At 62.1% G+C, this 25,502-nt stretch carries 26 protein-coding genes; all 26 read right to left on the minus strand.

What is annotated here, in order from left to right; genetic code table 11:
• Window positions 1-28 precede the first annotated feature (28 nt).
• Complete coding sequence (gene flhF / locus AC07OT_RS21660) at window positions 29-1,345, minus strand: flagellar biosynthesis GTPase FlhF (RefSeq protein WP_065940552.1); 1,317 nt, start codon at window positions 1,343-1,345, stop codon at window positions 29-31.
• A gap of 12 nt (window positions 1,346-1,357) precedes the next feature.
• Window positions 1,358-3,472: a flagellar biosynthesis protein FlhA gene (flhA, locus tag AC07OT_RS21665; protein ID WP_495109078.1), complete on the minus strand. Its 2,115-nt coding sequence runs from the start codon at window positions 3,470-3,472 to the stop codon at window positions 1,358-1,360.
• A gap of 224 nt (window positions 3,473-3,696) precedes the next feature.
• A complete protein-coding gene (locus AC07OT_RS21670; protein WP_495109008.1) occupies window positions 3,697-3,900 on the minus strand; it encodes a cold-shock protein in 204 nt (67 codons plus the stop codon).
• A 41-nt stretch (window positions 3,901-3,941) separates the two neighbouring features.
• Entirely contained in the window at window positions 3,942-4,145 is a 204-nt protein-coding gene (locus AC07OT_RS21675; protein WP_495109009.1) for a S1 domain-containing protein, read from the minus strand.
• Window positions 4,146-4,294: 149 nt separating this feature from the next.
• A complete protein-coding gene (locus tag AC07OT_RS21680; protein WP_495109010.1) occupies window positions 4,295-5,611 on the minus strand; it encodes a YncE family protein in 1,317 nt (438 codons plus the stop codon).
• 127 nt (window positions 5,612-5,738) lie between these two features.
• Window positions 5,739-6,875: a flagellar biosynthesis protein FlhB gene (flhB, locus tag AC07OT_RS21685; RefSeq protein WP_065946824.1), complete on the minus strand. Its 1,137-nt coding sequence runs from the start codon at window positions 6,873-6,875 to the stop codon at window positions 5,739-5,741.
• Between the two features lie 3 nt (window positions 6,876-6,878).
• Window positions 6,879-7,664, minus strand: coding sequence for a flagellar biosynthetic protein FliR (gene fliR, locus AC07OT_RS21690; RefSeq protein WP_027603864.1), 786 nt, complete (start codon window positions 7,662-7,664; stop codon window positions 6,879-6,881).
• 4 nt (window positions 7,665-7,668) lie between these two features.
• On the minus strand, window positions 7,669-7,938 hold the full coding sequence (gene fliQ, locus AC07OT_RS21695; protein ID WP_003214552.1) for a flagellar biosynthesis protein FliQ: 270 nt from the start codon (window positions 7,936-7,938) through the stop codon (window positions 7,669-7,671).
• A gap of 18 nt (window positions 7,939-7,956) precedes the next feature.
• A complete protein-coding gene (gene fliP / locus AC07OT_RS21700; protein WP_065940555.1) occupies window positions 7,957-8,700 on the minus strand; it encodes a flagellar type III secretion system pore protein FliP in 744 nt (247 codons plus the stop codon).
• Window positions 8,700-9,134: a flagellar biosynthetic protein FliO gene (fliO, locus tag AC07OT_RS21705; RefSeq protein ID WP_495109011.1), complete on the minus strand. Its 435-nt coding sequence runs from the start codon at window positions 9,132-9,134 to the stop codon at window positions 8,700-8,702. Before fliO ends, fliP begins: the two co-directional genes overlap by 1 nt.
• A 1-nt stretch (window position 9,135) precedes the next feature.
• Window positions 9,136-9,603: a flagellar motor switch protein FliN gene (gene fliN, locus AC07OT_RS21710; RefSeq protein ID WP_098478955.1), complete on the minus strand. Its 468-nt coding sequence runs from the start codon at window positions 9,601-9,603 to the stop codon at window positions 9,136-9,138.
• A 38-nt stretch (window positions 9,604-9,641) separates the two neighbouring features.
• The gene (fliM, locus tag AC07OT_RS21715; RefSeq protein WP_027603859.1) at window positions 9,642-10,610 is read right to left on the minus strand and encodes a flagellar motor switch protein FliM; all 969 of its coding nucleotides are present in this window, start codon (window positions 10,608-10,610) and stop codon (window positions 9,642-9,644) included.
• A gap of 9 nt (window positions 10,611-10,619) precedes the next feature.
• Window positions 10,620-11,126 carry a flagellar basal body-associated protein FliL gene (fliL, locus tag AC07OT_RS21720; RefSeq protein WP_065924962.1) on the minus strand — a complete coding sequence of 169 codons (507 nt, stop codon included), beginning with the start codon at window positions 11,124-11,126 and terminating at the stop codon, window positions 10,620-10,622.
• Window positions 11,127-11,419: 293 nt separating this feature from the next.
• Complete coding sequence (locus tag AC07OT_RS21725) at window positions 11,420-12,757, minus strand: flagellar hook-length control protein FliK (protein ID WP_495109012.1); 1,338 nt, start codon at window positions 12,755-12,757, stop codon at window positions 11,420-11,422.
• Window positions 12,758-12,843: 86 nt separating this feature from the next.
• A complete protein-coding gene (locus AC07OT_RS21730) occupies window positions 12,844-13,188 on the minus strand; it encodes an Hpt domain-containing protein (protein WP_065940558.1) in 345 nt (114 codons plus the stop codon).
• A gap of 30 nt (window positions 13,189-13,218) precedes the next feature.
• Window positions 13,219-14,937 (minus strand): ATP-binding SpoIIE family protein phosphatase, encoded by a 1,719-nt coding sequence (locus tag AC07OT_RS21735; protein ID WP_092355184.1) that lies wholly within the window; start codon window positions 14,935-14,937, stop codon window positions 13,219-13,221.
• Complete coding sequence (locus AC07OT_RS21740; RefSeq protein WP_141155697.1) at window positions 14,934-15,239, minus strand: STAS domain-containing protein; 306 nt, start codon at window positions 15,237-15,239, stop codon at window positions 14,934-14,936. Before AC07OT_RS21740 ends, AC07OT_RS21735 begins: the two co-directional genes overlap by 4 nt.
• A 95-nt stretch (window positions 15,240-15,334) precedes the next feature.
• Window positions 15,335-15,784 (minus strand): flagellar export protein FliJ, encoded by a 450-nt coding sequence (fliJ, locus tag AC07OT_RS21745; protein ID WP_027603853.1) that lies wholly within the window; start codon window positions 15,782-15,784, stop codon window positions 15,335-15,337.
• A 3-nt stretch (window positions 15,785-15,787) separates the two neighbouring features.
• Window positions 15,788-17,146 carry a flagellar protein export ATPase FliI gene (gene fliI, locus AC07OT_RS21750; RefSeq protein WP_495109013.1) on the minus strand — a complete coding sequence of 453 codons (1,359 nt, stop codon included), beginning with the start codon at window positions 17,144-17,146 and terminating at the stop codon, window positions 15,788-15,790.
• Window positions 17,136-17,900, minus strand: a complete 765-nt coding sequence (fliH, locus tag AC07OT_RS21755; protein WP_495109014.1) for a flagellar assembly protein FliH — start codon at window positions 17,898-17,900, stop codon at window positions 17,136-17,138. The genes fliI and fliH overlap by 11 nt, the downstream gene beginning before the upstream one ends.
• Window positions 17,901-17,910: 10 nt before the next feature.
• The gene (gene fliG / locus AC07OT_RS21760; protein WP_017527617.1) at window positions 17,911-18,927 is read right to left on the minus strand and encodes a flagellar motor switch protein FliG; all 1,017 of its coding nucleotides are present in this window, start codon (window positions 18,925-18,927) and stop codon (window positions 17,911-17,913) included.
• A complete protein-coding gene (gene fliF / locus AC07OT_RS21765) occupies window positions 18,920-20,698 on the minus strand; it encodes a flagellar basal-body MS-ring/collar protein FliF (RefSeq protein ID WP_027603850.1) in 1,779 nt (592 codons plus the stop codon). The genes fliG and fliF overlap by 8 nt, the downstream gene beginning before the upstream one ends.
• Before the next feature lie 16 nt (window positions 20,699-20,714).
• Window positions 20,715-21,044: a flagellar hook-basal body complex protein FliE gene (gene fliE / locus AC07OT_RS21770; RefSeq protein WP_010208741.1), complete on the minus strand. Its 330-nt coding sequence runs from the start codon at window positions 21,042-21,044 to the stop codon at window positions 20,715-20,717.
• 128 nt (window positions 21,045-21,172) lie between these two features.
• Complete coding sequence (locus AC07OT_RS21775) at window positions 21,173-22,549, minus strand: sigma-54-dependent transcriptional regulator (protein ID WP_141155698.1); 1,377 nt, start codon at window positions 22,547-22,549, stop codon at window positions 21,173-21,175.
• Window positions 22,550-22,553: 4 nt separating this feature from the next.
• The gene (locus tag AC07OT_RS21780) at window positions 22,554-23,765 is read right to left on the minus strand and encodes a sensor histidine kinase (protein ID WP_495109015.1); all 1,212 of its coding nucleotides are present in this window, start codon (window positions 23,763-23,765) and stop codon (window positions 22,554-22,556) included.
• 110 nt (window positions 23,766-23,875) lie between these two features.
• Window positions 23,876-25,351 (minus strand): sigma-54 dependent transcriptional regulator, encoded by a 1,476-nt coding sequence (locus AC07OT_RS21785; RefSeq protein ID WP_065940566.1) that lies wholly within the window; start codon window positions 25,349-25,351, stop codon window positions 23,876-23,878.
• Between the last annotated feature and the right edge of the window lie 151 nt (window positions 25,352-25,502).

Genomic DNA, 25,502 nt, shown 5'->3' on the forward strand with positions numbered 1-25,502 from the left:
AGGTACATTTCACGGTGTTCATCGCACCTCAACCCACCCGTTTTGCCGGGTTGTGGTAAAGGTCGGCGAACATATCGGCCATCGCTTCCTCGCTAGGCTCTTCTTGCATTTGCACGCTGACGGCGCGGCTGACCAGCTGATGACGGCGCGGCAGATGCAAATCATCCGGGATCCGCGGCCCGTCGGTCAGGTAGGCAACCGGTAGTTCATGGCTGATAGCCAGGCTCAACACTTCGCCCAGGCTGGCGGTTTCATCCAGTTTAGTCAGGATGCAGCCGGCCAGACCGCAACGCTTGTAGCTATGGTACGCAGCGGTAAGAACCTGTTTCTGGCTGGTGGTTGCAAGCACCAGGTAATTTTTCGACTTGATGCCACGCCCGGCCAGGCTTTCCAGTTGCAGGCGCAACGCCGGATCGCTGGCCTGCAGGCCGGCGGTGTCGATCAGCACCACGCGCTTGCGCAGCAACGGATCGAGCGCGTTGGCCAGGGACTGGCCCGGGTCGACGTGGGTGACCGGCACATTGAGGATACGGCCCAGGGTCTTGAGCTGTTCCTGGGCGCCGATGCGGTAGCTGTCCATGCTCACCAGTGCGATGTTGTTCGCGCCGTACTTGAGCACATAGCGCGCCGCCAGCTTGGCCAGGGTGGTGGTCTTGCCCATGCCGGCAGGGCCAACCATGGCGATCACACCGCCCTCTTCCAGGGGTTCGATTTCCGGGGTGGCGATCATCCGCGCCAGGTGGGCCAGCAACATGCGCCAGGCCTGGCGAGGCTCTTCGATTTCGGTGGTCAGGGCCAGCAGGTCGCGGGACAACGGGCCGGACAGGCCGATGCGTTGCAGGCGGCGCCACAGGTTGGCCTGGTGCGGTTTGCTGCCTTGCAGTTGGGTCCAGGCCAGCGAGCCCAGTTGCACTTCCAGCAGCTCGCGCAGGCCGTTGAGTTCAAAACGCATCGAGTCGAAGACACGCTGGTCGACTGCTGCAGCCGGGGCTGGCGCGGCAGGACGCGGCGGTTCGATGAACGTTGGCTCAACCAGCGGCTCGGCGGCGGTCAGCGGCAGGCCGGCGAACAACTGGCGATTGGTGGAGGCATCGCTGTCGCCACGCATGCTCAGTTCAGCCTGGGCCGAGACGATGCGCGAAGCGGTCTTGCGCAGCTCGTCTTCGAGCTCCATGTTCGGCACACGCGGCGCCAATGCCGAGGGGGTGTAGTCCAGGGCAGCCGTCAGCTCGACACCGCCGGCAATACGACGATTACCGATAATCGCGGCATCGGCGCCCAGCTCATCGCGGACCAGTTTCATGGCCTGACGCATATCGGCGGCGAAAAAACGCTTAACTTGCATAACCCACTACCCTCAGCCGTTGGGCCCTACTGTCGCGACGATAGTCACTTGCTTGTTGTCAGGAATTTCCTGATAAGCCAAAACGTGCAAATTCGGTACTGCCAGACGTCCAAACCGCGACAACATCGCCCGGACCGGACCCGCCACCAGCAGAATCACCGGTTGGCCCTGCATTTCCTGGCGCTGTGCGGCGTCGATCAACGAACGCTGCAGTTTCTCAGCCATGCTTGGCTCCAGCAGAACGCCCTCTTCCTGGCCTTGTCCTGCCTTCTGAATACTATTGAGCAATATTTGTTCCAACCTTGGTTCCAAGGTGATCACAGGCAGCTCGGAGTCAAGCCCTACAATGCTTTGCACGATGGCGCGGGACAATCCGACACGCACCGCCGCCACCAGCGCGGCGGTATCTTGACTCTTGGCGGCATTGTTGGCGATAGCCTCGGCAATGCTGCGAATGTCGCGTACCGGCACCTGTTCGGCCAGCAGCGCCTGCAGCACCTTGAGCAATTGCGACAACGACAGCACGCCCGGCACCAGCTCTTCTGCCAGTTTTGGCGAGGCCTTGCCCAGCAAACCCATCAATTGCTGGACTTCTTCGTGGCCGATCAGCTCGTGGGAGTGCTTGTACAGGATCTGGTTGAGGTGGGTGGCGACCACGGTACTGGCGTCCACCACGGTGTAGCCCAGGGACTGCGCCTGGCTGCGCTGGCTGATTTCGATCCACACCGCTTCCAGGCCAAAAGCCGGATCTTTGGCGGTAATGCCGTTGAGGGTGCCGAACACCTGGCCGGGGTTGATTGCCAGCTCGCGGTCCGGGTAGATCTCGGCTTCGGCCAGGATCACGCCCATCAGGGTCAGGCGGTAGGCACTCGGGGCCAGGTCGAGGTTGTCACGGATATGCACGGTGGGCATCAGGAAGCCCAGGTCCTGGGACAGCTTCTTGCGCACGCCCTTGATCCGCGCGAGCAACTGGCCGCCCTGGTTGCGGTCCACCAGCGGAATCAAGCGGTAGCCGACTTCCAGGCCGATCATGTCGATCGGGGTCACGTCGTCCCAGCCCAACTCCTTGGTTTCCTGGGCGCGGGCCGGGGACGGCAGCAGTTCCTGTTGGCGGGCGATCTCTTGCTGGGCCTGGACCTTGACCGCATTCTGCTTTTTCCAGAACAGGTAGGCAGCGCCGCCGGCCAGGGCCGCCATGCTCAGGAACGACACATGGGGCATGCCCGGCACGATCCCCATGATCGCCATGATGCCGGCCGCCACGGCCAGGGCCTTGGGCGAGGCAAACATCTGGCGGCTGATCTGCTTGCCCATGTCTTCGGAGCCCGAAGCACGGGTCACCATGATGGCGGCAGCTGTAGATAACAACAGTGATGGCAATTGCGCCACTAAACCGTCACCGATGGTCAGCAGGGCGTACACCTTGCCCGCATCGCCGAAGGTCATGCCGTGCTGGAAGATCCCGACCGCCATGCCGCCGATCAGGTTGATGAACAGGATCAGCAGGCCGGCGATGGCGTCACCGCGCACGAATTTGCTGGCACCGTCCATGGAACCGTAGAACTCGGCTTCCTGGGCGACTTCCAAGCGGCGGGCCTTGGCCTGGTTCTGGTCGATCAGGCCGGCGTTGAGGTCGGCGTCGATGGCCATCTGCTTGCCGGGCATGGCGTCGAGGGTAAAGCGCGCGCTCACCTCGGAGATCCGCCCGGCACCCTTGGTCACCACCACGAAGTTGATGATCATGAGGATCGCGAACACCACGATACCGACCACGTAGTTACCGCCGATCACCACCTCACCGAAGGCCTGGATCACCTTACCGGCAGCGGCGTGACCGTCCTGGCCGTGGAGCATCACCACACGGGTGGACGCCACGTTCAGCGCCAGGCGCAGCAGGGTCGCCACCAGCAGGATCGTCGGGAACACCGCGAAATCCAGCGGCCGCAAGGCGTAGACGCACACCAGCAGCACGACGACGGACAGGGCGATGTTGAAGGTGAAGAACACGTCCAGCAGGAACGGCGGCATCGGCAACATCATCATTGCCAGCATGACCAGCAGCAACAACGGCACACCCAGATTGCCCCGCGAGAGGTCAGTCAGGGTGCCACGGGCCGTGCTGAACATTTGAGAGCGATCCACCACCGGTATTCCTCGTTTCCTTGAAGCAAACTTTTGACGCCGGAAGGCGTCCTGGAGGCGGTATTGCAAGAAGCCTTCCAACTTTGCTTTTGAGGAGGTGGATCGCTACAGGCGCCCGAGTTCTATCGGATGTAAACACTCCAACGGTTAGAGAAAGCCTGCTCCCGCCCCACCGTTGGATCCGTTTGCATTTACTGCACGAGACCTTTCTATAACGGCCTCACATTGGCCGCCTGCGGCCCTTTTTGACCCGGAGTCACGTCGTATTCGACCTTTTGCTTTTCATCCAGGCTTTTGAAGCCCGCGCTGTCTATAGCGGAGTAATGGACAAATACATCCGCACTGCCGTCGTCGGGAGAAATAAACCCAAACCCCTTCTCCGCGTTAAACCACTTCACCGTGCCCGTTGCCATTGCCGTTCTCCCTAGATTTCACTCAAGAACCTGCGCCGGTGTCACAAGATACGCCTGACCCTAGACGCATACACACCATCGGGTCGATGGATCATCTGAAGCTCGACCTTCAAACCCACTGAAAGCCGAACCCCTTGCGAACCGAGCGAATCCACCAACACCTCCGCTGCGCAATCATCCAGCACAATCACCCCCTTGCGGGTCTTCGGGTCATAAGATTTGATCGTTCCCGTCACCACAGCCATCGCCACTCCCTGCATCTATTAACAGCGTGCGCGCAGTACCTGATGGTATGGAACCGCGAGAATGGCAAGTTGGCTACTGTCAAACTTGACAGGTAGGCAAGGAGTGACGACGAATGGCTGGCCCCTCGCCTGCCTCGGTTGTTACGTCATTACGCATTGGAGAAGCAAACCCACAGGTCGCCGTTGGACTTCTGGGTTTCCATGCGATGAATGAAGGGTTTGAAAATAGGAATACTGTGATCCAACGTCCAGCCTTGCGCGTCATACACGTCAATCCGTCCGTGCTCTTCATAGGACCCGGTGTATACCCACTTCCCATCCGGACTCACGGCCAATGACCGCACAGACAAACGATGATTCTCCTTCTCTCTGCCCGTCTTCGTGTCGATGACACTGATAATGTCACCACCGTATGCATACAGCCGCTCGCCATTGGCACTCAAGGTCAGCCCCCAGGCCGGGTGCTTGGATATTTTTTCGACGCGCTCACTGACAGGATCGAACCTATAGACCCCTGCCCCTTCGCCCAGCACGCCAAGACAAGCCACATAGACATGGCCATCGTGCGGATTGCCCACGGTGTCGAACGTGATGGCCCCAACCGGTATTTTCTTGATCACTTCCTGCGACGCCCTGTCGACAATGATCAGCGAGGCTTCAGCGTTCCCAGGGCCACCCCACACGCCAACATAAATCTGGCCGCCATCGCGACCAAGCACCAGCCCCGTGGCGTACTCATCGATAACAGCGCCTGGCAAAAGCTCTTTTTCCTGCACATCAACGATAAACAAATTGTTATATAACCAATTGCACGCATATAGAAACCGCCCATCGGGACTGAACCCTCCCAGCTTTTCAATGAAAACGGGATAGTTATCGACGAGGCTGATTGTCTGAAGATCGATCTTCGCAATGCCGTTGACCCATTCGGCATGCAGATACCTGCCATCCGGACTGAACAGAAAGCTGCCGATGTTGCCCTCAATCATATGAACCACTTCGGCGGCCGTCGTGAGGGTGGCAATGCAGGGTTCGACCCTGATATCGATGTTCACATAGACGCGTTCATCGCTCTTCTTCACGGGCACCCCCAAGTACAACAGGCGCTGGGCATGCACGCTGACGATGGCTTGGCGGGTGGCCTGACGCAGGCCCGAGCGACCTTGCTTGACCTGATAGCTCAACACATGCCGGCCATGGGTGAGCCGTTCGGCCGGTACCGAAAACTTGATCCCGGTTTGCGTTGCGTCGCCTTTGAGCTTATGAGCAGCAATCACCTGGCCGTCCAATGTCAGTTCAACGGCGCTGTCGGCATGGCTGAAGGTTTCGCGCACATGCACATCGAGACCTTTGTTCGGGTAAAAACCGTGCCGGGCAGCCTGCCTGTCGGCAGCACTGACAGGCCGCCGCTGGCCAGGAAGGTTGATCGCAAGGGGGTGATTGGCTTTGGTTGAAGAGCCGGTCATGGGGAAATCCCTCTGCATGGATGGGAACCCCATGTAACGCGCAGAGGTGCACACTCACAACTGTCAAACTTGACAGGTAGAGAACACTTCCCGACAAACGGAACACCGCAGGCGCGCCAGCCCTGTCTCAGGAATCGCGGCGCAACTCCGGCGGGATCGGCAGGTCCTTGAGCGGATCCGGGCGCTTGCCCTTGCCCGCGCGGTACTGGCGAATCTGATAGACATACGCCAACACCTGGGCCACGGCCAGGTACAACCCCGCCGGGATTTCCTGGTCGAGGTCGGTGGAGTAGAAGATCGACCGCGCCAGCTCTGGCGACTCCAGCAGCAGGATGTCGTGGGCCACGGCGATTTCACGGATTTTCAACGCGGTAAAGTCGCTGCCCTTGGCCAGCAGCATCGGTGCGCCGCCCTTCTCCGGGTCGTACTTGAGGGCCACGGCGTAGTGAGTCGGGTTGGTGATGACCACGTCGGCGTCGGGCACCGAAGCCATCATCTTGCGCTGGGACATTTCCCGCTGCAGCTGGCGGATGCGTTGCTTGACCTCGGGGCGACCTTCCTGGTCCTTGTGCTCGTCGCGCACTTCCTGCTTGGTCATCAGCAGTTTCTTGTGGCTTTCCCACAACTGGATCGGCGCATCCACCGCCGCGATGATGATCAGCCCGGCGGCCATCCACAGCGCACTCCAGCCCACCACCTGCACGCTGTGGATGATCGCCGACTCCAGGGGCTCATGGGCGATGCGCAGCAAGTCGTCGATGTCGGACGACAACACCATCAGCGCCACGAACAGAATCAGGATGAACTTGGCCAGGGCCTTGAGCAGCTCCACCAGGGCCTTGGCGGAAAACATGCGCTTGAGCCCTGCCGCAGGGTTCATGCGGCTGAACTTGGGCGCCATGCTGCCGGCGGCGAACAGCCAGCCGCCGAGGGCGACCGGGCCGATCAGCGCGGCCAGCAGCAGGGTGATCAGGATCGGCTGCACCGCCAATATCGCGATCTTGCCCGAGTGCAGCAGGTATTGACCCATGGAGCCAGGGTTGAGCAGCACATCGCGGGGCAAGGTGAAGTTGTGCTTCATCAGCTCCATCAAGTCCAGCGCCAGGCCACCGCCATAGATCAGCAAGGCACCGGACCCAGCCATCATGGTCGCAACGGTGTTGAGTTCCTTGGAGCGAGCAATCTCGCCCTTTTCCCTGGAGTCCTTTTTACGTTTCTCCGTGGGGTCTTCTGTCTTGTCCTGACCACTCTCGCTCTCGGCCATGGCTCAGCGCGCCCGTGCCAGATCACGTAAGAACTGCAAGGCGTCGGTCGCCAGCGGTTGATACTGATTGAGAATGTCAGCCAGGCCGACCCAGAAAATCCCCATGCCCAGCACCAGGGTCAAGGGGAAACCAATGGAGAAAATGTTCAGCTGTGGCGCCGCGCGGGTCATGACGCCAAACGCGATGTTGACCACCAGCAAGGCGGTGATCGCCGGCAGTACCAGCAACAGCGAGGCACCGAGCACCCAACTGAGACGCCCCACCAGCTCCCAGAAGTGATTGACCACCAGCCCGGAGCCTACCGGCAAAGTGGTGAAGCTTTCGGTCAACACCTCGAACACCACCAGATGGCCGTTCATGGCCAGGAACAACAAGGTCACCAGCATGGTCAGGAACTGCCCGATCACCGCCGCCGACACGCCGTTGGTGGGGTCGACCATGGACGCGAAGCCCATGCCCATCTGGATCGAGATGATTTGCCCGGCGATCACGAATGCCTGGAAGAACAGTTGCAGCGAAAAACCCAGCAGCGAGCCGATCAGGATCTGCTCGGCAATCAGCATCAAGGCACTGAGGTCGAGTGCGTTGACCGGGGGCATCGGCGGCAGGCCAGGCACGAGCACCACGGTGATCGCCACCGCGAAATACAGGCGGATGCGGCGTGGCACCAAGGTAGTACCGAACACCGGCATGCTCATCAGCACCGCCGTCACCCGGAACAACGGCAGGATGAACGAGGCCACCCACGTGCTGATCTGGGTGTCGGTCAATGCCAGCAAGGACTGCATCGGGTCAGCCGATCAACTGCGGAATACTGCCGTACAGCTGCAGGATGTATTCCATGAAGGTTTGCACCAGCCACGGGCCGGCGACAATCAGGGTGATCAGCATCACCAGCAGGCGCGGCAGGAAGCTCAAGGTCTGTTCGTTGATCTGGGTCGCGGCCTGGAACATCGCCACCAGCAGGCCCACCAACAGGCTCGGCACCACCAGCACGGCAACCATCATGGTGGTCAGCCACAGTGCTTCACGGAACAGGTCGACGGCGACTTCTGGGGTCATGCTGCTTCACCTAACACATCACACTCCTCCGAAACTGCCGGCCAGCGTGCCGATAATCAGCGCCCAACCGTCCACCAGCACAAACAGCATGATCTTGAACGGCAATGAAATAATCAGCGGCGACAGCATCATCATCCCCATGGCCATCAGCACGCTCGCCACCACCAGGTCGATGATCAGGAACGGGATAAAGATCATGAAGCCGATCTGGAACGCGGTCTTCAGTTCCGAGGTGACGAACGCCGGCACCAGGATGGTCAGCGGCGCCTGGTCCGGGGTCGCGATGTCGGTACGCTTGGACAGGCGCATGAACAGCTCAAGGTCGCTGGAGCGGGTCTGCGACAGCATGAAATCCTTGATCGGCCCTTGCGCCCGGTCAATCGCGACCTGGGCCGTAATGGTCTCGGCCAGGTACGGCTGCAGGGCTTGCTGGTTCACCTTGTCGAACACCGGCGCCATGATGAACATCGTCAAGAACAACGCCATGCCGGTGAGGATCTGGTTCGACGGTGTCTGCTGCAGGCCCAGGGCCTGACGCAGGATCGAGAACACAATGATGATCCGCGTAAAGCTGGTCATCAGCATGACAAACGCCGGGATAAAGCTCAGCGCGGTCATGATCAGCAGGATCTGCAGGCTGACCGAATACTCCTGGGCCCCCGCCGCGTTGGTACCCAGCGTAATCGCCGGGATCGACAACGGGTCGGCGGCCAGCGCCAATGGCGCGGCCAGCAACAGCATGAGCGTCAATAAAACGCGCATTACTTCTTATCCTTCTGATCCTTGCCCAGCAATTCCATCAGGCGCTGGGCGAATTCTGGCGTGGCGGGCTGGGATTGGGTGGTTGGCACCGGGGTCTTGAGCACGTGCAGCGGCGTGATTCGGCCGGGGGTAATGCCCAGCAGGATCTGTTCCTCGCCCACTTGCACCAGCACCAGCCGGTCTCGCGGGCCGAGGGCGCGCGAGCCGATCATTTCGATGACCTGGGCATTGCCCGGGCCGATGCTCTGCACACGACGCATCAGCCAGGCCAACACGAAGATCAAGCCGACCACCAGCAACAGGCCCAGCACCAACTGCGTCAGTTGCCCGCCAACGCTGCCGCCGACGGGCGCAGCGGCAGCTTGGGCCGCCGGCTCCGCCGCCCACGCCACCAATGGCAGCGCGGCTAACAGTCCCACCATCAGCCGTTTCATATCAGCGCAACTTCTTGATGCGTTCGCTTGGGCTGATCACGTCGGTCAGGCGGATGCCGAACTTTTCGTTGACCACCACCACTTCGCCGTGAGCGATCAGAGTGCCGTTGACCAGCACGTCCAGTGGCTCACCGGCCAGGCGATCCAGCTCGATCACCGAGCCCTGGTTGAGTTGCAGCAGGTTGCGGATGTTGATGTCGGTGCTGCCCACTTCCATCGAGATCGACACCGGGATGTCGAGGATCACGTCCAGGTTCGGCCCATCGAGGGTCACCGGATCGTTGTTCTTCGGCACGCTGCCGAATTCTTCCATGGGCAAGCGGTTACCCACCGGCGCAGTGGCGGCGTCGGCGGCCAGCAGTGCGTCGATATCGTCCTGGCCAACATCGCCGGTCTCTTCCAGGGCCGCAGCCCACTCGTCAGCCAGGGCCTGGTCTTCGGCGGAAGTGTTTTCGTGTTCGGTAGCCATTACATGTCCTCGGCGGAGCAAACATTCATAAATAGGGATCAGCGACGGTTGATCGGCTCAACCACTTGCAAAGCGAGGTTGCCCTTGTGGGACCCCAGCTTGACCTTGAACGACGGCACGCCGTTGGCGCGCATGATCATTTCGTCCGGCAATTCGACCGGGATAATGTCCCCCGGCTGCATGTGCAAAATATCCCGCAGGCGCAACTGGCGCCGGGCCACGGTAGCGCTCAGCGGCACGTCGACATCCAGCAGGTCTTCGCGCAGGGCCTTGACCCAGCGTTCGTCCTGGTCGTCCAGGTCGGACTGGAAGCCGGCGTCGAGCATTTCGCGCACCGGCTCGATCATCGAATACGGCATGGTCACGTGCAGGTCGCCGCCACCGCCATCGAGCTCGATGTGGAACGTGGACACGACAATGGCCTCGCTCGGCCCGACGATGTTGGCCATGGCCGGGTTCACTTCCGAGTTGATGTACTCGAAATTGACTTCCATGATCGCCTGCCAGGCTTCCTTCAAGTCAATGAAGGCCTGCTCCAGCACCATGCGCACCACGCGCAATTCGGTAGGGGTGAATTCACGGCCTTCGATCTTGGCGTGACGGCCGTCACCGCCGAAGAAGTTGTCCACCAGCTTGAACACCAGCTTGGCGTCGAGGATGAACAGCGCGGTACCGCGCAATGGCTTGATCTTGACCAGGTTGAGGCTGGTGGGCACGTACAGCGAGTGCACGTACTCGCCGAACTTCATCACCTGCACGCCGCCCACCGCCACGTCCGCCGAGCGGCGCAGCATGTTGAACATGCTGATCCGGGTGTAACGGGCGAAACGTTCGTTGATCATCTCAAGGGTCGGCATGCGTCCACGGACGATGCGATCCTGGCTGGTCAGGTCATAACTTTTGACGCTGCCGGGCTCGGCAGCCATTTCAGTCTGTACCAGACCGTCGTCGACGCCATGCAACAGCGCGTCGATTTCATCCTGGGACAGTAGGTCCTGCACGGCCATGGGGTGATCCTACTGCAATACGAAATTAGTGAAGAGCGCCTGCTCGATCACGACTTTGCCGAGCTCCTTCTGGGCCACTTCCTGCACGCTGGCAGTGACCTTCTGGCGCAGCATTTCCTGGCCCACCGGGGTGGCCAGGGTGTCGAAACTCTGCCCGGAGAACAGCATCACCAGGTTGTTGCGGATCACCGGCATATGCACCTTGAGGGCATCCAGGTCCGACTGGTTACGCGCCAGCAAGGTGATGCTCACCTGCAGGTAGCGTTGACGACCGTTCTGGTTGAAGTTGGCGACAAAGGCCGGAAGCATCGGCTCGAAGATCGCCGGTTGCTTGGCGTTCGTGGCGGTTTCGGCGGCAGGTGCCGGCTTGCTGGCACTGCTGTGCATGATGTACCAGGTGCCGCCCACCGAGGCGCCGATGGCCAGGAGCAGGCCTACGACAATCATCAGGATAAGCTTGAGCTTGCCTTTGCCTGCGGGTGCGGGTGCTTTTGCTGCGTCGTCGCTCTTCGCCATGCCAATAATCCGTCACTATTCGGGGATTCATAGATCTACGGAAAGGCAAGAGCAAGTGTTATGCCAGAGTTGTCTGGCTGAACGCAGACAGAGGAACGCCACAAAAAAATGTGGAAGGGGGGGGGCTGTGGTGGGTGGGCTTGTTCACCGACAATGGGACTGCTGCGCAGTCCAGCGCGGGGCAAGCCCGCTCACCACAACAAGCCAACCCACCACAGCAAGCCCGCTCACTACAGCAAGCCGACCCACCACAGCAAGTCCGCTCCCACATTTTGGCCTATGCCAGGCTCACATCAGGCGTAGTAGTCGACGGCGCTGGAGCCGATCACCGTCGAAGTCACCGGCGCCACGGCTTCGGCCACTTCAATATGGCTGCCGCTGTCGCCGCTGTCGCCACCCCGCCCGCTGCGACTAACGCCCCCCGTCTGCGCCTGCTGTTGCTGCTGCTCCTGGCCACGGGACTGGTCGGACACATTCACATCCACCTGGCCCATGCCCTGCTGGGCGAACATCTCGCGCAAGCGACCGGACTGGCTTTCCAGGGCTTCCCGCACCACCGGGTGGGCGCTCATGAAGTTGACCTGGGCCTGCTGGTCGGCGGTCATGTTGACCTTGATGTCCAGGCGCCCGAGTTCGGCCGGTTGCAACTGGATCTCCGCCGACTTGAGGTTGGCGCTGGAGAGGTACATCACGCGGTTGACGATCTCGTCGGTCCAGCCGCTCTGGTGCATGGCCAGCGGCGCATTCGTCACCGGCGGCAAGGCATTTGCGGTTTTCGGCGTGGCCGCCTGGGTCAACGCAGCCAGGCGGTTGGCGAAGTCATCGACGCGGGTGTCGCTGCTGGCCTCTTTCAAGTCCTTGAGGCCGCCTTCGATCAAGCCGCTGAAGGCCTTGTCGCCACCCTGGTCCGTACTGTCCTTGGTGGCTTGCTGGTCGACCATGGTGGCCAGGCCGGCGGCAAAGTTCTGCGCGGCGGTTGGCTGGTCCTGGGTGGTCGGCGGGGCAGTTTTGGCCGGTGCCTGGCTGCTGGCCGACACGTGCCCACCCTGCTCCATTGCCAGGCGTACGGCCGGCATGGCGTCCAGGGGATCGGCCTCAGGGTCGAAGGCCGGCGTGGCGTCCTCGGTCGCTGCGATTGGCGCTGCAACCACGGGGGCGGCCTTGTCATCTTTGGCAGCGGCTGCGGGGGCCGGGGTTTCCACCGGCACCGGCACCACCACCGGGGTGACCGTGGCAATCAATGCCGGGTCGACCACCGGGTCCACGGGAGGCTGCTGCGCCAGGGCCGGATCCACAGGTGCAGCGTCATCCTTGCTGGCAGTGTCGTCGGACGATGCCGCAGGCTTGGCAGGCAAGGTATTGCCGCTATCGGCAACCGCTGGCGTGGCGGCGGCAGGTTTGTCGTTGCCCGCCGCAGGCTTGGCGCTGGCATCGGCAGGCTTGTCCCGCGTGGGCTTGGCCGAGTTGTCATCAGCCTTGACCGTAGGTTTTGAACCTTGGCTGGCGAACACTTGAGCGAAGCCAGGGCCCTTGTCCCGTGGGTCCGCAGCCACTGCCGGTGGATTGACGGCAGGCGCTTGAGGCTTGGCCGCAGGGGTAGCCTGGAGAAGCGAATTCGGGGCGACTGGCATAGGTAAAGGTCTCCACTGCATGGGGATCGGGGATGCAGTATCAGGAGGTAGAGCAAGAGTCGGGCCAGGTTTTCACACGGATGGAATCAAATCTGGAACCGCTGCCGTTCCGACTCATACATCGGCTTCACCAAGGCAAACTCATGATCGATCTGGTCCACCAGCGCCCCCAGGTCCGCCGCGGCCTCAGCGGACTCCGCCTCCAAGCGCTGGCACAGGTGCGCCAACCGCACTGCGCCGAGGTTGCCACTGCTGCCCTTGAAGCTATGGGCGATACGCCCCAGTGCCTTGGCGTCGTCCCGCGCCTTGCGCAGCGCTTCGACGCGTTTCTGGGAGTCATCGAGGAAGGTATCGAGCAACTTGGGATACTCGCCTTCCATGACCTCCTGCAAACCCGACAACACGTCCGGGTCCATATGAATCTCAGCCACTTGCTCGCTCCTTGATCAAGAATCGGCGGATTATGCCAGAGCCCCCCAGCAAAACTCTACGCAGACACTGCGTCCGCCGTCGGACCAGCGCACCTGGCTGCTCAGTTGACGCACCAGGCTCAGGCCTCGACCGGACAGGCCATCGATGTCCAGCGGCCGGGCCAGCACCTGCTCCACGTCAAACCCTGGCCCACTGTCTTCAAGGCGCAGGGTCATCTTGCCGCCCGCCTCGGTGGGCACCACCTGCACATGCACGCGCACATAGCCACTGCTCAACTGCGCCAGGCGGTCATTGCGCTGGCGGTAATACTCGGCAAAACCCTGGGCATCGCGCTTGAGCCGCGAGTCCAGGCCCAGCACGCCATGTTCCAGCGCATTGGAATACAACTCGGCCATGACGCTGTAGAGCGCCCCGCTCTGCTCGCGCAGCCCCTGGATCTCCAGCAGCAGTTGCAGCAGGTAGGGCAAGGGGTTGTAACGCTTGAGGGTTTCGGCCCGGAATTCGAAACTCACCGACCAATCCAGCGGGCATGTCTGGCCGCTGTCGGCATACAGCAGCCCGGTCGCACGCAGCGGCTGCCCGGGCTGCAGGATGATTTCCACCAGACTGACATCGTCCCGCGCCTCACCGCGAAAAGCCGCCAGGGCGCGCTCGATGTCGTCGAAGAGCCGGTCGGGCTCACGGTTGGCGGCAAACACCTGCTGCAAGCGCTCGACGCCAAACAGCTGGTCATTGGCGTCGGCGGTGTCCAGCACACCATCGGAGAGCAGGAACACGCGGTCACCCAGCGCCATGGGCCAGACCTCGGTGCGATCATCAAACGCCTCAGCCGACAGCACCCCCAACGGCAAATGCCGTGGCTGCAGCGGCGTGCGCCTGCCGCTGGCGACTTCATGCACATAGCCTTCGGGCATGCCGCCGTTCCACACCTCCACCACCCGCCGCTGCGTGCTCAGGCACAGCAGGGTGGCGCAGCAGAACATGTCCACCGGCAGGATGCGCTTGAGCTTGGCATTCATCTCCCGCAGGATCTGCGCCAGGCCGTAGCCCTTGGCAGTCATGCCATAGAACACTTCTGCCAGGGGCATGGCGCCCACCGCCGCCGGCAGGCCATGGCCGGTGAAATCGCCGAGCAGCACGTGCATGTCGCCCGACGGCGTATACGCCGCCAGCAGCAGGTCGCCGTTGAACAGCGCATAGGGCGATTGCAGGTAGCGGATATTCGGCGCCGCGTTGATGCAGCCGGAATGGGCAACTTTATCGAACACCGCCTTGGCCACCCGCTGCTCATGCAGCAAGTGGTCATGGTGCCGGGCGATCTGGTCGCGCTGCTGCAGCATCGTCGCCTGCAGCCGGCGCAGGCGGTCCATGGCGTTGATCTTGGCCGCCAGGATCAACTGGTTATAGGGCTTGGGCAGGAAATCATCGCCGCCGGCATCCAGGCACTCGGCCAGGGCGGCACTCTCGCGCAGGGACGTGAGGAAGATGATCGGCACCAGTTCCTCCCCCGCCAACTGCTTGATCCACCGCGCGGCGGTCAGGCCATCCATCACGGGCATGATCGCGTCCATCAACACCAGTTGCGGGCGCTCGCGCGCGAATAGCTCAACGGCCTCCTCGCCATTGGTTGCAGTGAGCACCTGGTGCCCCTGGCGTCGCACAATGGTCGACAGCAACAGCAGGTCGGCGGCGCTGTCTTCGGCGATCAGGATCGTCAGCGGCTCAACCGCGGGGGCCAGGGCGCTCAATTGATGTCGAACAATTTGTCGAAGTTGGAGATGGCGAGGATCTTGCGCACATCGGAGTTGGTGTTGATCACCTGGACCTCCGACTCCTCGCCGCCGGCGTGGTCCCTCAACAGCAGGAGCATGCCCAGGGCCGAACTGTCCATATAAGTGGTTTCCTTCAGGTCGACCACATACGACTCAGGGACCTTGTAGAAACGCTCGTAAGCATCACGAAATGTCTGGTGGCTGCTGAAATCGAACCGACCCTTGATTGCGATCGTCAACTTCTTCCCGTCCAGGGATACTTCTGACTCGATTGACATGCGACTGCTTCCTTGTCATAGGCATAGACACAAGGTGTAGCAGGCGAATGGGATACCAGCAACACGGCAGATCAAATGTGGCAGGCGGGCCACCGTCAGTATTGTGATTGGCGCGGCAGGCGCTGGGACAATTCGTCGAGTAATTTCTGCTCGCGCTTGTCTTCCAATGCCCGCGCTTCGTCGATGTAGCGCTGCACCAGTTTGCGCAGGCCCTCGACGCGGGCGAAGGCTTGCTGCCAGCTCTCGCGGGCCTTGTCGAGGTTGTTCTGGTGCCAGGCCAGGCTTTGGCGCTGCTGGCCGACGGCCGTCTCGAGCTGATTGAGAAAGCCCTGGTAACCCATCAGCCATTGCCCCGACACACCTTGGGTGCCGCGCTCGATCCATTGCTGCTGGTACTCGCCACGAAAGCGCTCCAGGTCGCCCAGCTTACTTTCCGCCAAACGCACCTGGCCCTGGAAATACCCCAGGCGCTGGACCGCGGTTTTCTCGGCCTTTTCGGCCATGTCCACCACCGGGGCCAGGCGCGCAGCGCGGCTGTTGGCCATGGCTTAGCCGCCCGGCGCAGGGGCGAAGATCGAACCCAGGTGCGCTTCGCTTTCACCCATGCTGATCTTGTCGTTGAGACCCTGGCGCAAGTAGGTCACCAACTGCGGTTGCAGGGCGATCGCCAGGTCGGTGTCGCGGTCGCCGCCGGCCACGTAAGCGCCGACGCTGATCAAGTCGCGGCTCTGTTGATAACGCGACCACAGCTGCTTGAACTGCTGCGCGCGGGCCATATGCTCCGGCGTGACCACCGCCGGCATGACCCGGCTGATGGACGCTTCGATGTCGATGGCCGGGTAGTGCCCCTCCTCCGCCAGACGCCGCGACAGCACGATGTGGCCGTCGAGCACGCCCCGCGCCGAGTCGGCGATGGGATCCTGCTGGTCATCGCCTTCGGACAATACGGTGTAGAACGCGGTGATCGAGCCGCCACCGGCCTCGGCATTACCGGCGCGCTCCACCAGTTTGGGCAGCTTGGCGAACACCGACGGCGGGTAGCCCTTGGTGGCCGGGGGCTCGCCGATGGCCAGGGCGATTTCCCGCTGGGCCTGGGCGAAACGGGTGAGCGAGTCCATCAGCAACAGGACGTTCTTGCCCTTGTCGCGAAAATATTCGGCGATGCGTGTGCAGTACATGGCCGCGCGCAGACGCATCAGCGGCGCATCGTCCGCGGGGGATGCGACCACCACCGAGCGCTTGAGGCCTTCTTCGCCGAGGCTGTGTTCGATGAACTCCTTCACCTCGCGGCCCCGTTCGCCGATCAGGCCCACCACGATGATGTCGGCCTCGGTAAAGCGCGTCATCATGCCGAGCAATACCGACTTACCCACCCCCGTACCCGCGAACAGGCCCAGACGCTGGCCGCGGCCGACCGTCAATAAACCGTTGATGCTGCGAATCCCCACGTCCAGCGGCACGCTGATGGGGTTGCGGTTGAGCGGGTTGATGGTGGGGCCGTCCATCGGCACCCAGTCTTCGGCTTTCATGCCGCCCTTGCCGTCCAGCGCGCGACCGGCGCCGTCCAGCACCCGGCCGAGCATGCCCATGCCCATGGGCAGGCGGCCGGTGTCGGCCAGGGGCACCACGCGGGCGCCAGGGGCGATGCCGGCCAGGCTACCGACGGGCATGAGGAAAATCTTGCTGCCGGAAAAGCCCATCACTTCGGCTTCGACCTGCACCGGGTGGTAGCTGTCGTCGTTGATCACCATGCAGCGGCTGCCCATGGCGGCGCGCAGGCCTTCGGCCTCGAGGGTCAGGCCAACCATGCGCAACAGGCGCCCTTCGAGAATCGGCTGGCCAGGCAACTCGGTGGCCTCGGCGTAACCGCCCAGGCGCTTGGCGAAGCTGGTACGGTCAAGGCGCATCGGCGGCGTCCAGGTCCACGCTCAGGTCCGGCTCGGCCGGGTGCAGGGCTTGTTCATGGAGTTGGTCGAAGAGCTTGGCCATGATCTGGCTGATGCGGGTTTCCACCGTGGCATCGATGCGGCTGTGCTCGGTCTCGACCCGGCAACCGCCGGGCTGCAGCGCCGCATCTTCGACGATGCGCCAGGTTTCTTCATGGCGTTCGCGCAGGGCCTTGACCTGTTCGAAGTCCTGCGGGTTGATGTACAGCCGTACATTGCCGACGCCCAGGGGCAGCAGCTTGAGGGCTTCGCGCATCACGCTTTCGATCTGGCTGGAATCCAGCACCAGTTCGCGCTGGATCACCTGGCGGGCGATATGCTCCACCAGGCCGACCATGGCTTTTTCGATTTGCGAATCCTGCTCGGCGATGGGCGCGAACAGGTTGCCCATCAGGCGCTCCAGGCTGGCCAGCTTGACGCTCAGCGCCGCCTCGGACTCCTGGCGCACCTTGAGGGTGGTGCTGCGAAAACCGTCTTTCTCGCCAGCGGCGAAGCCTTCGTTATAGGCCTCCTGACGGATGCTTTCCAACTCTTCCAGGGTCAGTGGCTGGACTTCCTCCAGCGGCACTTCTTCCATTTCCACCGGCGGCTCTTCAACCGGTTCCGGCTCGGGCTCGGGCACATGCGGATCGAAGCTGGGCAACGACCAGATGTCGAACCCACCGACGTCCCGTGCGCGAATCAGATCGCTGGGCGCCTCATCTTTGTTCGACATGGGGAGCGCCTTAGATCATTTCTTCGCCGCCCTTCCCACCGAGAACGATTTCTCCGGCTTCGGCCATACGGCGGGCAATGGTGAGGATTTCTTTCTGCGCGGTTTCCACGTCGCTGACGCGCACCGGACCCTTGGCTTCCAGGTCGTCGCGCAACAGCTCGGAGGCACGCTTGGACATGTTCTTGAAGATCTTCTCCTTGACGCCTTCGTCCGAGCCCTTGAGGGCCAGTACCAGCACGTCGGAGGACACTTCGCGCAGCAACGCCTGGATGCCACGGTCGTCGACATCGGAGAGGTTGTTGAACACGAACATGAGGTCTTCGATCTGGCCGGACAGGGTGTCGTCGATCTCGCGGATCGAGTCCATCAACTGGCCTTCGACCGAGCTGTCGAGGAAGTTCATGATGTCGGCCGCGCGTTTGATACCACCCAGGGTGGTGCGCGAGGCGTTCGAGTTGCCCGAGAACTGTTTCTCGAGAATCGTGTTGAGTTCTTTCAGGGCCGCCGGCTGCACGGTGTTCAGCGACGACACGCGCAGGATGATGTCCAGGCGCACCTTATGGTCGAAGTGGCCAAGCACTTCACCGGCCTGGTCCGGGTCGAGGTAGGCCACCACGATTGCCTGGATCTGCGGGTGCTCGTAGCGGATCACGTCGGCGACCGCGCGCGGTTCCATCCACTTGAGGCTGTCCAGGCCACTGGTGTTGCCGCCCAGCAGGATGCGGTCGATCAGGCCGTTGGCCTTGTCTTCGCCCAGGGCCGAGGTGAGCATCTTGCGGATGTAGCTGTCGGAGCCGACGCCCAGGCTGGTCTGGTCGCCGACGATCTCGACGAACTCGCTCATCACCTGTTCGACTTGCTCGCGGTGCACATTGCGCATTTGCGCCATGGCCACGCCCACCCGCTGGACCTCTTTGGGGCCCATATGGCGCAGCACTTGGGCGGCGTCGGTTTCCCCCAGGGACAGCAGCAGGACTGCGGCTTTGTCGACCCGGGAGAGCTTGGCAACAGCGGCTCGATCACTCATCTGCGTTAATCCACTCTTTCACGACCTGGGCCACACGGCCCGGGTCTTCTGCTACCAGACTTTTGATTGCGTTCAACTGCGCGTCATAGCCTTCGCTCGGGCTCGGCAACAGGATGCTTTGCGGGCCGCCGAGGCTGACGCGGTCGTTGGCCAGTTCGCCGTCCAGGCCGCCCATGCCACCCAACTCGACATCGCTGCCACCGAAGGCCGCCAGTTGTTTCTTGCCGTTGCCGGTGATGTTGTTGAGCACCGGGCGCAGCACGCCGAACACCAGCACCAGGATGAACAACACACCCAGCACTTGCTTGACGATGTCCCAGAACCACGGCTGGGTGTAGAACGCCGCTTCGGCGATCACTTCGCCACGCTCGGCGGAGAACGGCATGTTGATCACGCTGACGCTGTCACCCCGACTGGCGTCAAAACCAACGGCGTCCTGCACCAGGCGTGTGAAGCGCGCCAATTCGTCGGCGCTCCACGGTGCACGTGTTACAGCACCGTCAGCGGCGTTGACCTTGACCTGGTCATCCACCACCACCGACACCGACAGGCGATTGACGCGACCCTGCTGCTGCTTGGTGTGGCTGATGGAACGGTCGAGTTCGAAGTTCTTGGTGGACTGGTTACGCTTGTCCGCCGGGTACGGCGCGAGCATCGGCTGGCCGGTGGCCGGGTCCATGATCTGCTGGCCGTTGGCATCCAACAGTGGCTGGCCAGGCTGGATCGCGCCCGCGGTGGCTGCGGCGCCACCGGTGGTTTGCGGCGCCGAGGCCGGGGCCGGCGGCTGGTTGCTCAGGGCACCCGGCACACCTTGCGGACCATTGCTGGCGGTACGTTGTTCGCTGGTCGATTGCTCACTGCGCAGGGCCGGTTGGTCCGGGTTGAACTGCTCGGAGGTCGACTCGACGGCGCTGAAGTCCACGTCGGCAGACACTTCCGCCTTGTAGCGGTCATTGCCCAGCACCGGTTGCAGGATGTTGTGCACGCGCTGGGTGAGCATGCTTTCCATGCGGCGGCTGTAGTCGAACTGCTTGCCGGCCTGGGTCAGCGCGGAGTTTTCGGCCATGTCGGAGAGCAGGTTGCCCTTCTGGTCGACCACGGTGATTTGCGACTTGCTCAGTTCGGGAACGCTGGTGGCCACCAGGTTGATGATCGCCATCACCTGGCCAGGCTCCAGGGAGCGGCCGGAAAACAGTTCGACCAGCACCGACGCACTTGGCTTGCGCTCGTCGCGCACAAACACCGAGCTTTTCGGAATGGCCAGGTGCACGCGGGCACCCTTGACGTTGTTCAGGCTGGAAATGGTGCGCGCCAGCTCGCCTTCAAGGCCACGACGGTAGCGGGTGGCTTCCATGAACTGGCTGGTCCCCAGGCCCTGGTCCTTGTCGAGGATCTCGAAACCGATATTGCTGTCGGACGGGGTCACGCCGGCGGCAGCCAGCTTCATGCGCGCACGGGCCACATCGTCGGCCTTGACCAGCAGGGCGCCGGAGTTGGGCTCCACGGTGTAGGCGATGTCGGCGGCGGCGAGGGTTTCCATGATCTGCTTGGAATCCATGCCCGCCAGGCTGCCGTACAACGGTCGGTAATCGGGTTGCTGCGACCACAACACCACGGCGAAACCAATCGCCACGCTGGCAGCCAGGCCGACCATCAGGCCCACCTGACGCAGCATGGTCATTTCCGAGAGGTTTTCCAGGAACGACAGGCCAAACAGCGGCGGCTTGCCGTCTGTCTTGGCGGGTACGTTGTCGGAGACTGCTTCTGCCATGACTTAAATCTCGCCCTTAAACCGGCATCTGCATGATGTCTTGATAGGCCTGAACCAGCTTGTTACGCACTTGGGTCAGGGCCTGGAAGGAAACGCTGGCCTTTTGCGAGGCGACCATCACATCGGTGAGGTCCACGCCGCTTTTGCCGATCTCGAACGCATTGGCCAACTGGCTGGAAGCTTGCTGGGTATCACTGACTTTGTTGATGGCCTGGCCGAGCATGTCGGCGAAGCTGCTTTGGCCCAATTCCGGCGCTGGCGCGACGGATTTCGGTTGAGCCATGGCATCCATCTGCATGGCGCGCATATCCAACATCAACCGATTGAACTCAATACCCTGGCTCATGACCTTCTCTCTCCAACCTGCAATTTTTTGACACTACGCAGCGATTACTAGGGGAGGTAGCAACAAGGGTGCCAGATCCGCATCAGCTCGTAAGAAAAGGCGACAAACATTGTCGACCTTCTTACCGGTTACGTGGCGAATAGATACGCTTCCACATCCATTCCAGCGTCACGCATCTGCGCCAGCTTGTAGCGCAGGGTGCGCGGGCTGATGCCCAGGCGCTCGGCGGCCTCTTTGCGCCGGCCGCGCTCGGCGCGCAGGGTGTCGATGATCATCTGGAATTCGCGGCGACGCAGGTCGTCGCCGAGGGCGCCGGCCGATTCAGCCTCTGCAACCACCGGCGCGGGCGCCAACGTCGGCAATGGCGCCGCGCCACTGCCCATGGCCAGGCAGAAATCCTGGGGCTGGATCAAGCCGCCCTGCTGCAGAATCAGCGCGCGCTGGATGGCGTTGTCCAATTCCCGCACGTTGCCGGGCCATGGATAACTCACCAGGCAGGCCTGGGCTTGCGCCGATAGCCGCGCCTGGGCGTGCTTCATTTTTTTGACGTGGTTGTTCAGCAGGCGCTCGGCCAGTGGAATGATGTCTGCCGGGCGCTCACGCAACGGGCGCCAGGCCAGGGGGAACACCGAGAGACGGTAGAACAGGTCTTCCCGAAAGCGCCCCGCCGCCACTTCGCCGGCGAGGTCCCGGTTGGTGGTGGCGACCACACGGATGTCCAACTGGATCGGCTTGCGCGCACCCACCCGCTCCACTTCGCGCTCTTGCAGCACCCGCAGCAACTTGGCTTGCAGGCCCAGGGGCATTTCCGAGATTTCATCCAGCAAAATGGTGCCGCCATCGGCCTGTTCGAACTTGCCCGCCTGGGCCGCGATGGCACCGGTGAACGAACCTTTCTCATGACCGAACAGGGTGGCTTCAAGCATGTTGTCGGGGATCGCCGCGCAGTTGATGGCGATAAACGGTTGCTGGGCGCGGGTCGACTGCTGGTGGATATAACGCGCCAGCACCTCTTTACCGGTGCCGGACTCGCCGGAGATCAGCACGGTGGAGTCGCTGCGCGCCACACGAGCCGCCAACTCGAGCAATTGTGCACTGGCCGGTTCGAAGGCGATCGGGCCCTCGCCTTCGTTGGCCGGGATTACCCCCAGGGCGTGACGCGCCACCAGTTCGATCAGGGCTTTAGGCTCGAAGGGCTTGACCAGGTAATCCGCGGCGCCCTGGCGCATCGCGTCCACGGCACGTTCCACCGCACCGTGGGCGGTCATCAGCAGCACCGGCAGTTGCGGCTGGCGCGCACGCAGCAGGCCGAGCAACTGGTGGCCATCCATGCCGGGCATGTTCACGTCGCTGACCACCAGGCTGAAGGCTTCCTGCTCCACCGCGTCCAAGGCGTCCTCGGCAGAACCGACCGCCCGGTAGTCATGGCCCGCTAACAACAGCGTGTCAGCCAATGCTTCACGCAGGGCGCGATCGTCTTCCACCAACAGAACCTTGATAGCCATATCCTTACTCCGCGCTTGCCGCGCATGAAAACAGCGGCAAGGTCATCAATGCACAGGTGCCACGCCCAACGCGGGAATGCAGCTGCAATTCTCCCTGATGGGCACGCGCCACCGCCTTGACCACGGTCAGGCCCAGGCCCGTACCGTTGGCCTTGGTGGTGAAAAAGGGTTCACCCAGGCGCTTGAGCACCACCGGGTCGATACCGCTGCCGCTGTCGCTGATGCACAGGCGCAGGGTTTGTCCGCGGTTGTAAAGGTGCACCTTGAGCCGCGCGCCGGGGCCGCTGGCCTGGGTGGCGTTTTCGATCAGGTTGAGCAGCGAGCCCACCAGGGTGTCGCGGTTGCAGAGCAGCTCGCCGAGGTGGCTGTCGCACTGCCAACGCACTTGCACGTCCTGGATATGGGCAGCGGCCGCCGCTTGCAGGGCCTGCATCAGCTGGGCAGGCGTCACGCGGTCGGTCAGCGGCAATTCGCCGCGGGCAAACACCAGCATGTCGCGGACCTGGTGCTCCAATTCATGCAGGCGCTCCTTCAGGCGCCCGGCAAAGCGCTGGTGCGTGGCGGCGGGCAATTGCTCATCAGTCAAATGACTGGCGTAGATCAACGCAGCCGACAACGGCGTACGGATCTGATGCGCCAACGAAGCGACCATCCGCCCCAGCGAGGACAAACGCTCATGACGCGCCAACTGGTCTTGCAGGTGCCGGGTTTCAGTCAGGTCGTTAAGCAACACCAACTGGCCCGGCTCCGCATCCAGGGAGCGGGTGGCGATGGACAGGCGGCGCCCGTCCTTCAGGGAGATTTCGTGGCCATCGTCCTCACGCGGCGCAAAGCAGCGGGTGATGACATGGCGCCATAGCTCGCCTTCCAGCGGCAGGCCGAGCATGTCGCAGGCCGCCGGGTTGGCTTCACGCACACGGCCTTCTTCATCGATGACGATCACGCCACCAGGCAACAGCGACAGCAGGTTTTGCAAACGGTTGGCCAGGCGCTCTTTTTCGGCCAGCTCTTCCATGCGCTGGGCGCTGACCACGGCCAGTTCGCCTTTCAGCTCGGAAACCCGGGCTTCCAGCAGGCTGTAGGAGTCGGTCAGCTGGCTCGACATCTGGCTGAACTGCGAGAACGCCTGTTCAAGACCCTGGCGGGTCGGCGGCTCGACAGGCGGAACCAGCCCCTGGATGGCAGGGGCCGAAGATAGTTGGGCGGCGTGGGGCATGATGCTCTCTCGCTTGGCTGACCGTCAGTTAAACGGAACGTTGCGAGGGCTATAGCAATAGTTGTGCCGAAAAAAAACCGCTGAAATATCAGCGGCTTGAAAAACAGGCGTCAATCATCTGCCTGTTCATCACCTTCTTTGCGGCTCATTCCGTACTTGCGCATCTTCTCCACCAGGGTGGTTCGACGGATGCGCAGGCGCTCGGCGGCACGGGCGACGATGCCGTTGGCGTCGTCCAGGGCCTGCTGGATCAGCCCCTGCTCGAGGTTGCCGAGGTAGTCTTTCAAGTCCAGGCCTTCAGGCGGCAGCATGGCGGTGGAGCCGAAGTCCGGGGTGTGGCCGTTGATGGCGACCCGCTCTTCCATATCGCTGCGCAGGCTGTCGACCAGTTGCTCGTCTTCGTCGTCGACGTAGCGGAATTTCTTCGGCAGCTCGACCACGCCGATCACACCGTAGGGATGCATGATCGCCATGCGCTCCACCAGGTTGGCCAGCTCACGGACGTTACCGGGCCAGCCGTGGCGGCACAGGGACATGATCGCGGCCGAGTTGAAACGGATCGAGCCGCGCTTTTCGTGCTCCATGCGCGAGATCAGTTCGTTCATCAGCAGCGGGATGTCCTCCACGCGCTCACGCAACGGGGCCATCTCGATCGGGAATACGTTGAGGCGGTAGTACAGGTCTTCGCGGAAGCTACCGACCTCGATCATGCTTTCGAGGTTCTTGTGGGTTGCGGCAATGATGCGCACGTCGACGCTCTGGGTCTTGTTGCTGCCCACGCGCTCGAAGGTGCGTTCCTGCAAGACGCGCAGCAGTTTTACCTGCATCGGCAGCGGCATGTCGCCGATTTCGTCGAGGAACAGGGTGCCGCCGTTGGCCAGCTCGAAACGCCCGGCACGGCTGGTGATCGCCCCGGTAAAGGCGCCCTTCTCGTGGCCAAACAGTTCGCTTTCGAGCAGCTCTGCCGGGATCGCGCCGCAGTTGACTGGCACAAAAGGCCCGTCGCGGCGCTTGGAGTGGTAATGCAGGTTGCGCGCGACCACTTCCTTGCCGGTGCCCGATTCGCCGAGGATCAACACGCTGGCGTCGGTATCGGCCACCTGCTGCATCATCTGGCGCACGTGCTGGATGGCACGGCTGGTGCCGACCAGGCTGCGGAACAGGTTGGGCTCGCGGTGGCGACCGCGTTCGCGGGCCTGGTCGTACATCTCGCGATAGACCTGGGCACGGTGCAGGGAATCAAGCAATTTGCTGTAGCTGGGGGGCATTTCCAGACTGGAAAGCACGCGGCGGCGCTGGTCTTCCGGCAACTCGATGGAAGAAATATCACCAATTAGCAACACCGGAAGGAACTCATCCCAGGTAGACAGTGTCTTTAACAAGCCCAAAACAGCGCCAGGAGCGTTTACCGTCCCGATCAGCACACAGATGACTTCACGGCTCGATGACAATGAGCTGACTACCTGCTGCCAGTCATGGCTGCCGCAGGGCAGATTTTCTTCGCCAAGAAAATTCAAAATCACCGCTAAATCGCGGCGGCGGACGCTATCGTCATCGATCAGCAGAATTTTGGTTTCACGCCACATGCAATAGCAACTTCCCTAGTAAAACGCTCTGCCCAGTGTAAGGGCAATCGAGACGGCCGTAAGACTTCTTACTTTATAGACGTCTGAAATCTGAAAACAGCACTAGTTAAGTCAAAAAAGCTGGCACGGTCAAATTTATGACGCGCCGTTC

It is taken from the genome of Pseudomonas sp. GW821-FHT09C10, from assembly GCF_059418085.1.